The following is a 15992-nucleotide window of genomic DNA, read 5'->3' on the forward strand; positions in this document are numbered from 1 at the left end:
CAATCTCATAGATTCATATTTTATAAAAGATGTTGTTTGTTTACTTTACTTAATTCTGAAACAATTTTACGACTGTCTTTATTGAGGTGTTGTACATAAATTGTGTTTTTTTTCTTATGATAGTTTTCTATTAAAGTATCAATCGCATTCACTGCGGAATCGTCCCATAAGTGAGCTTGACTAAAATCTAAGTAAATTATTTTATTGCGTAATTCCAAATCAAGTTGATTCATCATAGAATCTATAGAGACAAAGAAAATTTGACCTTTGATTTTGTAGTGAATTGTCTCATCGACTTCTTCGTAATCTACAGTAACATTTGATATTTTTGTAGCAAAACAAAGGGCACTTACAATGACACCAACAATAACACCTAAGGCAAGGTTACTTGTGAATAGTACAATAGCTACAGTGAGTACCATGACTAACGCATCAGTTCGTGGTGCTTTTTTCATAAATTGGAATGAATGCCAATCAAACGTTCCTACAGATACCATAATCATGATGCCAGCTAATATAGGCATAGGAATTTGAACGACCCAATCCCCAAACACGATAATTAAAACAATCAAAAATACACCAGCTGTAAAAGTAGAAAGACGTGTTGTTGCACCAGAGCGTACATTAATTACGGATTGACCAATCATAGCACAGCCACCCATAGCACCAAAGAACCCTGTAATAAAGTTGGCAATACCTTGTCCACGTGATTCTCTATTTTTACTACTATACGTATCAGTTGCTTGGTCTACGATACGTGCAGTCAATAAACTTTCTACAAGTCCAACAATCGCCATAGATAAAGAATAAGGCAAAATAATTTGTAATGTTTCTAAGTTAAATGGCACATCAGGAATGAAAAATTGTGGCAATGAACGTGTGATTTGACCTAAATCACCAACAGTTTCGACTTTTGCGCCAGTCGCTAAGTAGACAATAGTAAGTACAACAATTGCGATAAGTGGCGCGGGAATTTTGTTGAATACGCGTGGCAATAAGTAAATAATTAGTAGTGTAGTAATAACAAATAAATATGTAGGTATTGATATACCAAATATATGCTTGATTTGTGTCATGAAAATAAGAATGGCTAAAGCGTTAACGAAACCAATCATGACAGAGTTTGGGATGAACTTCATTAAACGTCCTACCTTTAACACACCAAAAATAATTTGTATAATACCCATTAAAATTGTTGCTGCCAGTAAATATTGAACGCCATGGTCCTTTACTAATGGCACAATGACTAAGGCAACAGAACCTGTAGCTGCTGAAATCATTGCTGGTCTACCACCAACGAAAGAAATAACAACTGCTATAATAAATGAAGAGTATAGACCGACCATAGGATCTACACCGGCAATGATAGAGAATGAAAGGGCTTCAGGAATGAGTGCAAGCGCCACAAGGATACCAGCTACGATATTGGTGCCCGGAGCAGTGAGCCATTCTCTTTTAAGTTTATTTAACATCTTCTTGTACTCCTTATTTAAAATTCAATTAGACTATTATATCATATGACAGAAGTGTAGATTTAAAAAAATAGAATCAACTAAATTTCATATAAGTGACAAAGTTGTCATTTTAAAATAGCTTTTTGTTAGTTATATCAAACGAAAAGAAAAAATTAATTAGCTATGATAGTTATATAGAGAAAAAGATGACGAGGAGTGAACAAACATGTCGATATTAAAAGTAGAAGGACTAACAAAAAAGTACGGTAACAGACATCAGCAACAAGAAGTATTAAAGGGGATAGATTTTTCAATTGAAAAGGGTGAATTTGTTACTATAATGGGGCCTTCAGGTTCTGGTAAAACAACACTTTTAAACGTCCTAAGTTCTATTGATTATATAACGAGTGGCACAGTTGAAATTAACGGTAACAAAATAAATAACATGAGTAACAAGGCGTTAGCAGATTTTCGTAAAAAAGAGATAGGTTTTATTTTTCAAAACTATAGTGTATTACACACATTAACGGTAAAAGAAAATATCATGCTTCCTTTATCAATTCAAAAAATGTCTAAAGCAGAAAAAGAAAATAATTATAATGAAGTAACAAAAGCGCTAGGTATTCATGAACTGGGTCATAAATACCCTAATGAAATTTCTGGAGGGCAACAACAACGTACTGCAGCAGCACGCGCTTCGGTACATAAACCTGCTATTATTTTTGCTGATGAACCTACTGGCGCATTAGATTCAAAAAGTGCACAAGATCTTCTAAACAGGCTTGAAGATTTGAATGAAAGCATAGATGCAACGATTGTAATGGTGACACATGATCCAGTGGCAGCAAGTTATTCTAATCGTGTCATTATGTTGAAAGATGGCAGTGTCCATTCTGAAATTTATCAAGGTGATGACTCGAATCAAGCGTTTTACAAAAATATCATTCATATGCAAACTGCTTTGGGTGGTGTAGCAAATGAGTTTTAATCAGATCGTAATTAAGAACTTCAGACAAAACATACGGCATTACGCGATGTATATATTTTCATTGATTGTCAGTATTGTATTATATTTTAGTTTCGTAACATTAAAGTATACAGAGAGTATAAACAACGTAAATTCAATGTCTATTATTAGAAAGGGTTCTGAAGTAGGATCATATTTCTTATTTGCGATTATACTCGTATTTCTAATGTACGCAAATCAATTATTTATAAAACGACGGACACGTGAATTTGCTTTATATCAATTAATAGGTTTAACTCGAAAAAATATTATGCGCATATTATTAATTGAACAAGCTGCAATGTTTTTAATAACAGGGTTGATGGGCGTAATTATTGGTGTCTTTGGTTCGAAAATTCTCTTAATGATTGTACTCAAGGTATTAACTATAGACACGAGTGTATCATTAACGTTCCAATTTCCTGCTGTTATACAAACAATTTTATTAATTATCGTGTCTTTCCTATTGATTATGGCACAAAGCTTCATCTTTTTACGTAAGCGCAGTATATTATCAATGATGAATGATAGTACAAAATCTGAAGCAACTCAATCTAAGATGACCGTTATTGAAGTTATCTCAGGCATTTTAGGCATAGCCATGATTGCTTTTGGTTATTACATGTCTACTGAACTGTTTGGCAAATTCGCCGAGCAATTAATGTACGCGCCATTCGCCATTTTGTTTTTAACTATTATAGGTGCATATCTATTCTTTAGAAGTTCAGTGTCGCTGATTTTTAAAACATTGAAGCGTTCAAAAAATGGTAATGTTTCTATAACAGATGTTGTATTTACATCTTCAATCATGCACAGAATGAAGAAAAATGCATTGTCACTCACAATAATAGCGACGATATCTGCTGTTACTGTAACCGTACTGTGCTTTGGTGCAATCAGTAAGTCAACGATTGACGATACAGTGAAGCAATCCTCACCACAAGATTTTAATTTCTTGGAAAATAAGCAAGCCCAACAATTTGAAGATGAATTGAAACAAAAGGATATAGGTTATAACAAAGTATATAAAGAAGTTACTGAATTAAAAGTAACTAAAGAAAATTTTTATAATTACAGTAGTAATTTTGGTGAAACTGATAAAATGTTTATAACAAGTAATAAATATTTTAATGATAAGGATATTACGAATCATAAAGCGAAAATGATAAATATGGCTTCGTCCGCAAGTATAATGAAATTCAATTTAAATACAAAAATCCAATTTGACACTAAACCAGTGGACACATTTAAAGTGATTGATGCTAAAAAAGAAGTGAATTTTAAAAACGATGTCAGCTTTGCTTCACCTGTCTTACTCATAAGTGAACAGCAATATAATCAATTGAAACCACAAGGTGAGGAAACACGTACCCAATATGGTTATGATTTAAAAAATCAAAATAATTGGAAAGAAGCTAATAAAATCGCCCATTCGGTTCATCCTGATATCTATCCTCAAAAATTAGTACGTCAAGAATTGAATGACTCTTCGGGAATATTATTATTCGTTACATCATTCTTAGGACTAGCATTTTTAGTTGCGTCAGGTTGTATTATTTATATTAAACAGATGGATGAAACAGAAGATGAGATACCGAGTTTCCGTATATTACGCAAAATTGGATACACACATAGTGATATGCTCAAAGGGTTAGGGCTTAAAGTAATGTTTAATTTTGGACTGCCACTAGTAGTGTCATTATTACATGCATATTTTGCAGCTAAGGCATTTATGTTGATCCTCAGTACTACAAATATGTTACCTGTCTATATTGTTATGGGCGCATATTCAATTGTTTATTGCATATTTGCAGTTATGTCATTTATCCATTCAAGTAGAATTATTAAACATTCTATCTAAATCCAATTAATAAAATTAATAATCTTAAAGCTCAGTCAACACACTATAGCGACACTGTTATAGTGTGTTGTTAATGTATACATTTTAAATTGTTCAAAACTAATTAAAAATTCAAAATGTTTGTATGTGTTCTGAAGTGGTATCTAGCAAGTAATAGGCGTAAAAATGGAGGTATACAAATGAACTTAACTGAATTTCATAAACAAATTAAAGGTTATACACAAGATAGACAACCAGGAATTGAAAAAGATATGAATCCACAGCCACTTTCAGAAATGAAAGATTATAAAAGTGGTGGAAAATTGAAAGGGAAAGTTGCTTTGATTACCGGCGGAGATTCAGGTATTGGGCGTTCAGTGGCAACACTATATGCTAAAGAGGGCGCAGACGTTGCGATTGGATATTATGATGAACATGAAGATGCTGAAGCGGTAGTAAATCGTTTGGAATCTTTAGGTGTAAAAGCAAAAGCCTATGCACATGATTTGAAAGATGTTGCATCATCACAAGATTTAATTGAAAAAGTCGTAAATGATTTTGGCGGACTCAATATATTAGTTAATAATGGTGGCGTTCAATTTCCAAAAGATAATTTTGAAGATATCACACCAGAACAAGTAAAAGAAACATTCGAAACGAATATTTTTGGAATGATGTTTTTATCTCAAGCTGCAGTACCACACTTAAGTGATGGCGATGCGATTGTTAATACTACGAGTGTGACAGCTTATAGAGGTTCGGGACATCTTATAGATTATTCAGCAACAAAAGGCGCGATTGTTGCATTCACACGCTCATTAGCAACTACGTTGATTGGAAAAGGTATTCGTGTTAATGCAGTGGCACCTGGACCAATTTATACACCATTAATTCCAGCAACATTCACAGAAGACAAAGTTGAAAATCAAGGTTCTGATACACCAATGGAACGTAGAGGGCAACCAGCTGAGCTGGCACCATCTTATGTATTTTTAGCAACGTACGCAGATAGTTCGTATATTACAGGCCAAGTTATCCACGTTAATGGTGGAGATTATATGACATCATAAATTTATATTATTATACGATTTTTATCGAAATATGTCATTATGCTTTTTTTACACTTACCCTTTAAAAATTTATATTTTTTCACAAAAAAGGGAGTGGGACAGAAATCTAATTTTTCTAATAAAATTTCGTCGTCCCACCCCGGCACAGCTGACTAGAGTTGAAAAAAGCTTGATATAAGCGCATTTTCAATTCAGTCGGCCACTGCCAATATAAAAAAATGAGGCTAAGACATGTCATCATGTCTCAGCCTCTTAATTTATTTGTCTGAAGGTTGTCTTGGAAAACCTATTTGTTGAAATTTATGTTAATAAGGTACGACAATTACAGTATCGATACGAAATTGGGACAAGGTTGACACCCAACATATCAGATAACGTTTGTTCTGTAATTATCTAGAAGAAAGTTGATAAACTTTAAAAGAAATCAGAAGGGATAAGATCATCTAATTGTAAGTGCTTTAATGAGTCGAAATTCACACTTTCTATACTTTGAAGTAATTCACCATTTTTAGCTTGGTTATAATAATTAACTACTTCTGCTTGTACGTCATGGTCCTGGAATGTTTTAACTACGCCTAATATCAGTAATACTGCGATAGCCCCTTTAATGATTGTCTTCATAATAAATGACTCCTTCTATAAGTTTATACTCTTATTCTATACCGTTTTGTACTTTGTGACATGCGTCCCTAGTATCGAAATTATATCATACCTTAGTTGTATCCTAACGATACAAACTATTAAGAACTTTCTTTTTATAAACCAAATACAATAGGTAACCAGAAATATACGAATAGTGATATTACCACAATTGCACACATGTTTAAAATAAATCCAGCTTTAACCATATCTTGCATTTCTAATTCATCAGAACTAAATACCGCAGCATTTGGTGGTGTTGAAATTGGCAACATAAATGCGCAGGTTGAGGATACTGCGACAATTCCCATAATAATAAATGGATCTTGGCTAATTGCTGCGGCTAAACCAATACTGATTGGCATTAACATATTGGAAACTGCCGTATTAGACATCACTTCTGTTAAGAATAAAATAGACGTCGATAATACGATAACGACAAGGATTAATGGTAGTGGTTCGACGAAACCTAGCATGCCACCAAACCATTTTGTCAGTCCTGAATCTTCAAAGGCAGCAGCTAAGGATAAGCCACCGCCGAATAATAGCAATATACCCCATGGTAGTCTACTCATATCATTCCATACGAGTAATGCGCCGTTAGAAGATTTTGCAGGAATAAGGAAGAGCAATACAGCACCTAACATTGCGATAACTGTATCTGATAAATTTAAAGAAGCAGGCAAGAGACCACCACCAATCCACAAGATACTAACGAAAAGGAAAACAATACCTGTTAACTTTTCCTCTAAACTCATCGGACCTAAATCATGTAAAGCTTTCTTTGCAAAATCTGAAGATATTTTGTCGGAGTCTTCAATTTTAAATAACCATTTTGTCATTAATAAGTATAAAATGATTAACAATATAATTGTTAATGGTAAGGCGAATAACATCCATTGCGCAAAGGACACTTCTCTATTTAAAGTAGAGGAAGCGATGGCTGCGAAAACCGCATTTGGTACTGAACCAATAAGCGTTGCTAAGCCACCGATAGATGCTGAATAAGCGACAGTTAATAATAATGCTTTCCCGAATTTGTGGGCTGATTCTGGTTTGAGGAATTGTGCATCTTTAATTTCTTTTATTAATGCTAACGCAATTGGCAACATCATGAGTGCGGTTGCTGCATTTGAAATCCACATTGAAATAAATGCAGTTGCAATCATCGTACCTAAAATAATACGATTACTATTTGAACCCATCAAAGAAATGATGGTCATAGCAATGCGTTTATGTAAATTCCATTTTTCAATGGCCAGTGCGATAATAAAGCCGCCCATATACATAAAGACGATTGGATCAGCATAAGCACTCGCAGCTACTTGTTCATTTGTCCCGCCACTCAAAGGTAGTAATATCAATGGAATGAGTGACGTAGCGGGTATAGGAATTGCTTCTGTAATCCACCATGTAGCCACAAAAAGTGTGACTGCAAGAACAGCACGTGGTTCATCCGCTAAACCTGTAATACTGGGTATAAAATAAAAAATGATGAAGAGTGATGGCCCTAAGATTAAACCGATTTTTTCTTTCATTTGCAAAAATCCCCCTTGTTATTGTCTATAGTTGCAAGAATACCAATTTAAAAAGAGCAAAACAATGTATTTTTTCAGAAAATTATAAAAATTAATGAAAAATACTGGTAAACTGTATTTAATATCTTAGAATAAAAATTTATTTCAAAGGGGGAATGTTCATGGTATTAGGTGCACTTATAGCTAAAGATGACACGTGGATGTTATGGGCAATTATTATAGTTTGGGCAACAATAAGTTTATTCCTAGAACAGCGATACAAGTGGGCAAGTACAATTTCGGGAGCTATTATAGCGCTAGTGGGGGCAATGCTCTTATCAAACTTTAAAGTGATACCAACGAGTTCACCGGTGTATGATACGGTATGGGATTTTATCGTGCCACTTTCTATTCCATTATTATTATTTAGTTCAAACATTTTAAAGATATGGAAAGAAAGTAGACGATTATTATTCATTTTTATGATTGCTTCGGTAGGGACAATGATAGGTACAGTGGTTGCATTTCTTACTTTAAATCAATGGATACCTTACCTGTCTAAAATAGGCGCCATGATGACTGGAAGCTATATTGGTGGTGGCGTGAATTTTGCAGCTTTAAGTTCTAAATTCCAAACACCTGGAGACATGGTTTCTTCGACAGTAGTTGCTGATAACAGTGTTATGGCACTGTATTTTATATTACTTATAGCCATTCCATCAATGCCTTGGATAAAAAAGTATTTTACTACTAATTATAAATCTGAAACGACACCTGAGACACAACAGTCATTTTGGCAACCAAAAAAAATTCAATTATTAGATATTGCATTTTCAATGGCAAGTGCCATTGCACTTGTAGCGATTAGTTTCAAAATAGCAGAATTGATACAACTATGGGTACCTAAAAGTAATCTCATATTAACAATTATTGTATCTTTCTTTGGTGATTCTTATTTATTGTTAACAACACTGACATTAATAGTTGTTGCTATCTGGGGAGATTTCTTTGAGAAGTTAGCAGGTGCATCAGAAATCGGCACTTTCCTTATTTATATATTCTTTGTAGTCATTGGCACGCCGGCTTCATTTGCTAAAATTATTACAACTGCACCGTTGTTATTTGTTTTTGTCATTATTATTTTGATTTTCAATTTAGGTTTAAGTCTTATTTTAGGTAAGCTCTTTAAATTTAAAATTGAAGAAATATTGTTAGCAAGTAATGCAACTGCAGGAGGGCCTACTACTGCAGCAGCATTAGCTATTGGAAAAGGCTGGTCAGGTTTAGTGGGCCCGATACTTATTATTGGTACATTAGGTTATGTAATAGGAAATTATGCTGGAACAATGATGTATCAATTATTTATTCATCTAGGATAAATTGTAAAAGGTGTTAGAATATGTATGTATATTTGACGGAACTTAATGATGGAGGGATGTATGTATGAACGAAAAAGAAAAGATGTTAGCAGGTGAATGGTATGATGCTAACTTTGATGAAGCTTTGGATGTTGAAAGGAATAAAGCGAAAGATCTTTGCTTTGAATTAAACCACACAAAGCCGAGCAATTCAGAAAAACGCAATGCAATTTTAACTGACTTACTCAATGACAAGCCAGATAATTTAGAAATATTAAGCCCATTCCAAGTAGATTATGGCTACAATGTTTTTTTAGGAAATAATGTATTTGTAAATCATGATTGTTATTTTATGGATGGCGGAAAGATTTTTATTGGAGGTAATGTTTTTATAGGTCCGAAATGTGGACTTTATACAGCTGTTCATCCTCTTCAATATCAACAGAGAAATATAGGGTTAGAACAAGCATTACCTATTAACATAGGAAATAACGTGTGGTTAGGCGCTAACGTTATTGTGTTGCCAGGTGTTCAAATCGGTGATGGAGCAGTCATTGGGGCAGGTAGTGTTGTGGCGAAGAATATTCCGGAAAATGTACTAGCAGTCGGAACACCAGCTAAACCTATAAATAAAATAGATAATTAATAAATATTTAACAGAAAAAGCGGTGGTAACATTCATTACGTAATGGATATTACCACCACTTTTTTATTGTACATAGTGTAAATAATCATGAAATATAAAAATAATCTACAATAGTCATTATCATTAAATCGTGTAATATTAAAAAACAAATTAAAACAATGTAGAAAAATATTCCGCGGAGCTTAAATTTAAAATAATAAAATTGTTCGGAATATAATAGCGAAATGTGTTAAGATATAAAAATGTGAGTGAAAAGGTAAGTAATATAATTGTAGATGAATATATATAAGATAGATGACTCTGATTTTTAGAAAGGAATCGATAAATCTGCTTATAGTTAGAATTGAAACAATTATGTCCACACAAAAACATAACTACTTCAAGAAAAGGAAAGAGGCATTTCAAAGATGGATATATTTATTGGAACTTTGTTTTTAGTTGTAGTGTTAGCGTTATTTACACTGTTTACATATCGAGCACCTATGGGTATGCGTGCGATGGGTGCTTTAGCAAATGCTGCAATTGCAACATTCTTAGTTGAAGCATTTCATAAATACGTAGGTGGCGACCTATTAGGTATTAAATTTTTAGGTGAACTGGGCGATGCTGCTGGAGGTCTTGGTGGTGTAGCTGCAGCTGGACTTGTAGCATTAGCTATTGGTGTTTCACCTGTATATGCTTTAGTTATAGCTGCCTCATGTGGAGGACTAGATTTAATACCTGGTTTCGTCGCTGGCTATGTTGTTGGTTATTTAATGAAATACGCGGAAAGAAAAGTACCAGATGGTATAGATTTGATCGTAGGTATTTTAATTATTGCACCTTTAGCAAGATTAGTTGCGACGGGTATTACACCGTTAGTTAACAATTCACTATTAAAAATAGGTGACATCATTCAAAGTTCTACAGAAATCAACCCTATTATCATGGGTGTTATACTTGGTGGTGTTATTACAGTAGTAGGAACAGCCCCATTAAGTTCTATGGCTTTAACGGCATTACTTGGTCTAACTGGTATGCCAATGGCAATTGCTGCTATGGTTTCTTTCTCATCTTCATTTATTAATGGCACAATGTTTAATAAATTGAAATTAGGCGATCGTAAATCAAGAATTGCTGTTTGTATTGAACCACTATCTCAAGCAGATATTGTGTCTGCAAACCCCGTACCAATATATACTGCGAATTTTATAGGTGGTGCATTGGCAGGTGCGGTTATCGCTTCTTCTGGAATGATAAATGATGCGACTGGTACGGCAACACCACTAGCTGGCTTCTTAGTGATGTTTGGATTTAATGATCCATTGAAAATTTTCATTTATGGCGCAATTATCGCTGTTATTGGTCTAATTGTAGGCTATGTATGTTCGATACTTTTCAAAAATTATCCAATTGTAACGCAAGAGGATATAGAATCCCGTTAAAACATACGTTGTAATGCGTTGAACTATAAAATATTGAATAAAAAAGGACGTTTAGATTTTTTAAATGAAATCTAAACGTCCTTTTATTTTTTGAGATATTTGAAACAGTAATAGATAACTAGTTATTAATCACCAATTTGACTATTAAGTATATCTGTAATAAACATATGTCCTGGTGCGTGGGTAATCATTAATTCTGGCTTGGCATCTAGAGCGATAGATTGTGGGGTCACACCACATCCCCAAAAGACAGGAACTTCATTTTCCTTTATTGTGGCAGGTTCTCCAAAATCAGGTCTTGTAATATTATCAATACCTATTTTAGATGGATCACCAATATGTAGCGGTGTCCCATGCATATTTTTAAAGTGTGTAGTAATTTCAGTTGCTTTAATGGCTTGCTGCATTGTCATCGGGCGCATACTTACTGTGATATTACCTGCAAACTCGCCACTTGGTTCTGCGGGTATATCAGTGATGAACATAGGTACATTGTGATCTTCTTCAATATGTCGAATCGGAATGTCGGCTTCTAATAAGGCATGTTCAAAGGTAAAACTACAACCGATTAAAAAGCTGACCATATCATCATTAAATAGATGCGAGACATTTGTTGGTGATTCAACAAGCTCGCCATAACGATAGACACGATATTCTGCCACTTCTGTGCTAATATCTGCTTGTTTACCGAAGAAAGGAAAGGTAGTAGAACCTTTTTCGGATACATCTAAAAGTGGACATGTTTTAGGATTTCTAAAACAAAACTTTAAAAAATCATATGCGTAGCTTGAAGGTAGAATAACGACATTGGTTTGTACGTAACCTTTAGCCATACCACTTGTAGGATCAGTAAGTTCTCCATTACTAATCATTTCTCTTAATTTATGTGGCTGTATATTATCTAAATTCATAAAACCATCCCCTTAATTTAAAACTTATCGTTAGTTTAGCAAAAATAAGTCATAACAGTTAAATATATGTATATTACAAGTTTATAAAAATGCCCCTCCATTAGCTAGAGAATAGGAGGGGTGAATCATTTTATTTGTCATTATTATTTTCGTCTTTTTTATTATTTCTATATTGTTTGTTTGATTCAGCTTCTTTTTCATCATGAGTTGTGCTTTGTTTATCATTTACTGAATCGTCTTTTGAATCGTTAGTGTCATCATCTTCACGCTGTTCAAGTGGAATTGAATAATCTTTATCATCGTCTATATGTGTCATTTTAAAGTGTTTTGTTGGTTCTCTACGCAGTGCACGCATCAGTGACACAATCATTAAGAGCAAGATAATAGAGAATGGAAGACCTGTGACGACAGAAGCGGTTTGTAAACTTGTTAAGCCACCGGCAATTGTCATAGATACTGAAATTGCACCGATTAAAATACCCCAAATGATTTTGTGTTTCGTCTTAGGATTTGCTATGCCACCTGTTGCCATGCCCGAGACTATATGTGTTGTTGAATCAGCACTTGTGACAATAAATATAAATATTAGTGCAATTGCTAAAGCACTCGTAATGTCAGCAAGAGGGAATTTAGATAACAATTCAAATAACGCTACGGTGTAGTCTTGATCAACAACGTTAGCAATATTATCATTCTCTTTGAGTGCAATTTTAACTGCTGTACCCCCAAAACCAGCAATCCAAGTAAATGAAATGAGTGGTGGAATAATGAGTACGCCAACGATGAATTCTCTTATCGTACGTCCACGTGAAACGCGCGCAACAAAACCACCTATAAATGGAGACCATGAAATCACCCATGCCCAATAAAAGACTGTCCATTGTTGAATCCAACCATTGTCTCCAGTATATGGACTAATACGCAAACTATATTCAATAAAATGGCGTAAATAATCACCAATTGCTAAAGTATAAGATTCGAAAATGAATTTTAAATCACCAAAAATGAACATAAAGATAAGAAGCAAGGCACCTAATCCTATATTAATATTACTTAGCCATTTGACACCTCTATTTAAACCAGTTACAGCTGAAGTTAAGAAAATAGCTACCATCAAAATAGTGATTGTAATTTTAGTGATATTATTATTAGGTACATTGAACACATGTTCTAAACCACCACTAATTTGCATAATACCTAATCCAATTGAAGTTGCGATACCCATCACTGTCGCAATAATAGCTAAAATATCGATGATGTTTCTGTAAGGGCGCTTATATGCTTCGCCAAATACAGGCTCCATCGCTGTTGAAATTAGGCCGTCACGATTTTTTCTGAATTGGAAATAAGCGACAGTAAGACCGGCAATTGCAAATATAGACCATTGTGAAATACCCCAATGGAAAAATGTATAACCCATTGCGACTCTTGCAGATTCTGCTGACTCATCTGCGACTGTGCCTGGGAAGGGAGAATGTAAATAATGACTTAATGGTTCAGCTACACCCCAAAAGACAATACCTACACCTAAGCCTGCTGAAAATAGCATTCCAATCCAAGAATGCATAGAAAATTCAGGCTCTTCATCATCTCTACCTAATTTAAAGCGTCCATAACGAGATACAGCTAGCGCAATTAAAAAGATATCTAAAATAAAAATAATAACTAAGAATAACCATCCGAAAGAATTTGATATGTAGTCATAAACTTGTTGTGCGTATGTTCCAAACCCCTTTGGGAAAATACCAGCAAATAAAGTGATGAGTAAAATGATAGCTACTGAAATAATGTAGACCAAATTACGATTTTTTGTTTTTCTCTTATGCTTATTGTTCATGGCGTTATTTAATCATTCCTTTGTTTATTTAGACTATAATTACATACCCTTATTATTATTTTATTATTCATTGGACTAAATTCGTTTGTTTTAAGTATTTAAATACAATAGAATAGGTTGAGCAATCATATTATTGCATAACGTTATTTGTGAGGGGTATAGCATTAACAAAGCTAGAAGTAAATTCCTGAGGAGGAAAATTATGAAAAGAACTGTGGAAAAAATATTAACCTGGGTAGGCATTATCCTACAGTTTATCTTAATATTTTTAATGGCTATCGTTACACCATTTTTAAATGATGCAAGCGTAAAAGATTCACTCATACAATCAATGAACAATAGTCAAGAATTTAATCAGCTATCAAATCAAATGACACCATCTCAATTATTAGATATGGCGAGTAGCTTGTTTATTGTAGCTTTAGGAGCAGTTACCGTATGTACAATTATCGCAATTATATTTGCGTTATTAATTAATAAAATTCCTAAAGTGTCGGGTGTTGTACTGATATTAATTGCAATTGTTACAGTATTTACATTTAATTGGATTACTGCATTATTGTGGTTAGTAGCTGGGATTTTACTATTGGTAAGAAAAGCGCATAAACCGAGCTATGAAGGTGTTACGAATTCAAATAATAGAAGCAATACAGACAATCATTATCAAGAGCGAAATACTGAATTAAAAGATGAATCACCAGAACATCAAACTGATGATAGAGACTTTGCAAAGCAAAAGAAACTAAGTGATGACAAAGACGAAGCGGTATCGACTTCTGATGAACACACGTATCAACGTCGCCAAGATCGTAAAGATAAATAAAATCGGAGTATTTTATGATGAACGTAAAATTGATAAATGGTGATAACAAGATGAAGAAAGAGGACTAGCTGATTGTAAAATACAGCTAGTCCTCTTTTAATTATTGTATTTGATATATAATTTGTTAATTTACTAATCCATCTTGCCGTGTTTATAACTTTCATATACTTTGTCGTAATTGATGTGTCCAATCCCACCTACCATAAATTTTCCAAGTTTGAATAAGTTGAATACATATGCTAGACAAACTGATATTGTGACTGTGAGAATGAAAGTGAAAGCAATGTTTCTTAATGAACTATCCGCTCTCAATAAGCCTAAATCATGCACAAAGAAGTAATGAACCAAATATATACAGAATGAGTAGTTACTTATAAATAATACGAATTTTGGAACATATTTGACATAGGATGAGAATAAGAAAAACAGCAAGATCACCATTGTGACATAAAATGGTATATCAAAGCGTTTAGATTCTACCCAAGTACTAACACCGAATAAATAGTTACTAATTAATATACCTGCTGACAAGATTGCGCCAAAAATAATAAGCCAAGTATATTTTTTAATATTCTTCATGAGGGACTCATAGTATATGCCTGTATAAAAACCAAGTAAGAAATAACTAATCCAACCTAAAAAGAGCATCCAACCTTCTCTTCCCCAAAACAATCCTAAAATTGGATTTTCTGATGGGGGTACAAATTCTCTAAATGCCCAATATAATGTGGCGAATATTGTTGCACCAATAATTACAGGAATAGGTTTCCATTTAATTATGTATTTAGCAAAGAGAATGTGTAATATATAGAATTGGAAAATAATTACAATAAAGTATGTCACAGCGCCACCGTGGAACATCGTGTTTGAAACATGCCCAAAGTAATCTTCTAATGTCTCAGGTTCAAAATAGAAATATGAGATAGCCAGATTAACCACAATATATGGGATACCTAAATAAATCAATTTGTTTTTAAAGAAACCAGGTTTTGTTTTAACGTGATAATTTTTCGCTAATAAAAATTCTGAAATGAATACAAATAATGGCGTACTAAACATTAGCAATAATTGAAATATTCTAATAGCAGTGCCATGGCCCACAAAATCCATTTTGGAAAATGTAGTTGTAATCGCATGAATGAGAACAATACTTAAACAAGCTATAGTACGCATCCAAAAAATAACAGACGTATATGTTTTCATAAATAGCTTAACCTCTCGATTGTTCTTTTTTTGAAAATAAATATTGTTATGATTATATTCAAGTTTAAATAATAACATACGTAATGAGAATTCAGTGTAAATATTAAGATAAATTTTATTAAATTAGCATTTACTATTTATATAATATTAACAATAAATATCAATGAATATAATAGCAAATTTTAGGGAATAATGCGAAATAGGTGAGATACGATTTAATTAAAAAATGATTGTAAGCGATTGCATTTGTGGTGTGATACATAT

General features: G+C 33.5%; 13 protein-coding genes. 7 read left to right on the forward strand and 6 right to left on the reverse strand.

The genetic code is table 11. From position 1 onward, the window contains the following. Window positions 1-20: 20 nt before the first annotated feature. The gene (locus MHB47_RS01975; RefSeq protein ID WP_002506621.1) at window positions 21-1472 is read right to left on the reverse strand and encodes a SulP family inorganic anion transporter; all 1452 of its coding nucleotides are present in this window, start codon (window positions 1470-1472) and stop codon (window positions 21-23) included. A gap of 208 nt (window positions 1473-1680) precedes the next feature. Between MHB47_RS01975 and MHB47_RS01980 the strand changes: the two genes are divergently transcribed. The 3 genes from MHB47_RS01980 to MHB47_RS01990 all read left to right on the forward strand — a co-directional run bounded on the left by MHB47_RS01980 (window position 1681) and on the right by MHB47_RS01990 (window position 5370). Beyond that, a complete protein-coding gene (locus MHB47_RS01980) occupies window positions 1681-2442 on the forward strand; it encodes an ABC transporter ATP-binding protein (RefSeq protein WP_002506622.1) in 762 nt (253 codons plus the stop codon). Beyond that, on the forward strand, window positions 2432-4321 hold the full coding sequence (locus tag MHB47_RS01985; protein ID WP_340754747.1) for an ABC transporter permease: 1890 nt from the start codon (window positions 2432-2434) through the stop codon (window positions 4319-4321). The genes MHB47_RS01980 and MHB47_RS01985 overlap by 11 nt, the downstream gene beginning before the upstream one ends. A gap of 179 nt (window positions 4322-4500) precedes the next feature. Continuing rightward, entirely contained in the window at window positions 4501-5370 is an 870-nt protein-coding gene (locus MHB47_RS01990) for an SDR family oxidoreductase (protein ID WP_021339749.1), read from the forward strand. Between the two features lie 414 nt (window positions 5371-5784). Here the strand turns inward: MHB47_RS01990 and MHB47_RS01995 are convergent, their stop codons facing one another. Then, window positions 5785-5991: a hypothetical protein gene (locus tag MHB47_RS01995; RefSeq protein ID WP_069818160.1), complete on the reverse strand. Its 207-nt coding sequence runs from the start codon at window positions 5989-5991 to the stop codon at window positions 5785-5787. 134 nt (window positions 5992-6125) lie between these two features. Continuing rightward, the gene (locus MHB47_RS02000) at window positions 6126-7547 is read right to left on the reverse strand and encodes an SLC13 family permease (protein WP_340754752.1); all 1422 of its coding nucleotides are present in this window, start codon (window positions 7545-7547) and stop codon (window positions 6126-6128) included. 161 nt (window positions 7548-7708) lie between these two features. Here MHB47_RS02000 and MHB47_RS02005 point away from each other — a divergent pair, with 161 nt between their 5' ends. From MHB47_RS02005 to MHB47_RS02015, 3 genes are all read left to right on the forward strand, one after another. Beyond that, window positions 7709-8905: a DUF819 family protein gene (locus MHB47_RS02005; protein WP_340754754.1), complete on the forward strand. Its 1197-nt coding sequence runs from the start codon at window positions 7709-7711 to the stop codon at window positions 8903-8905. A gap of 64 nt (window positions 8906-8969) precedes the next feature. Continuing rightward, window positions 8970-9530, forward strand: coding sequence for a sugar O-acetyltransferase (locus MHB47_RS02010; protein WP_340754756.1), 561 nt, complete (start codon window positions 8970-8972; stop codon window positions 9528-9530). Between the two features lie 407 nt (window positions 9531-9937). Continuing rightward, window positions 9938-10954 (forward strand): PTS sugar transporter subunit IIC, encoded by a 1017-nt coding sequence (locus MHB47_RS02015; RefSeq protein ID WP_340754758.1) that lies wholly within the window; start codon window positions 9938-9940, stop codon window positions 10952-10954. 125 nt (window positions 10955-11079) lie between these two features. Here the strand turns inward: MHB47_RS02015 and MHB47_RS02020 are convergent, their stop codons facing one another. After that, on the reverse strand, window positions 11080-11865 hold the full coding sequence (locus MHB47_RS02020) for a putative hydro-lyase (RefSeq protein ID WP_340754760.1): 786 nt from the start codon (window positions 11863-11865) through the stop codon (window positions 11080-11082). Window positions 11866-11995: 130 nt separating this feature from the next. Further along, on the reverse strand, window positions 11996-13702 hold the full coding sequence (locus tag MHB47_RS02025) for a BCCT family transporter (RefSeq protein ID WP_340754762.1): 1707 nt from the start codon (window positions 13700-13702) through the stop codon (window positions 11996-11998). A 202-nt stretch (window positions 13703-13904) separates the two neighbouring features. Between MHB47_RS02025 and MHB47_RS02030 the strand changes: the two genes are divergently transcribed. Then, the gene (locus MHB47_RS02030) at window positions 13905-14525 is read left to right on the forward strand and encodes a DUF4064 domain-containing protein (protein WP_340754763.1); all 621 of its coding nucleotides are present in this window, start codon (window positions 13905-13907) and stop codon (window positions 14523-14525) included. Between the two features lie 132 nt (window positions 14526-14657). Here MHB47_RS02030 and MHB47_RS02035 read toward each other — a convergent pair whose 3' ends face one another. Further along, a complete protein-coding gene (locus MHB47_RS02035; protein ID WP_340754765.1) occupies window positions 14658-15728 on the reverse strand; it encodes an acyltransferase family protein in 1071 nt (356 codons plus the stop codon). Between the last annotated feature and the right edge of the window lie 264 nt (window positions 15729-15992).

The sequence above is a fragment of the Staphylococcus sp. FSL K6-3157 genome (assembly GCF_038005145.1).
Lineage (GTDB): Bacteria > Bacillota > Bacilli > Staphylococcales > Staphylococcaceae > Staphylococcus > Staphylococcus equorum.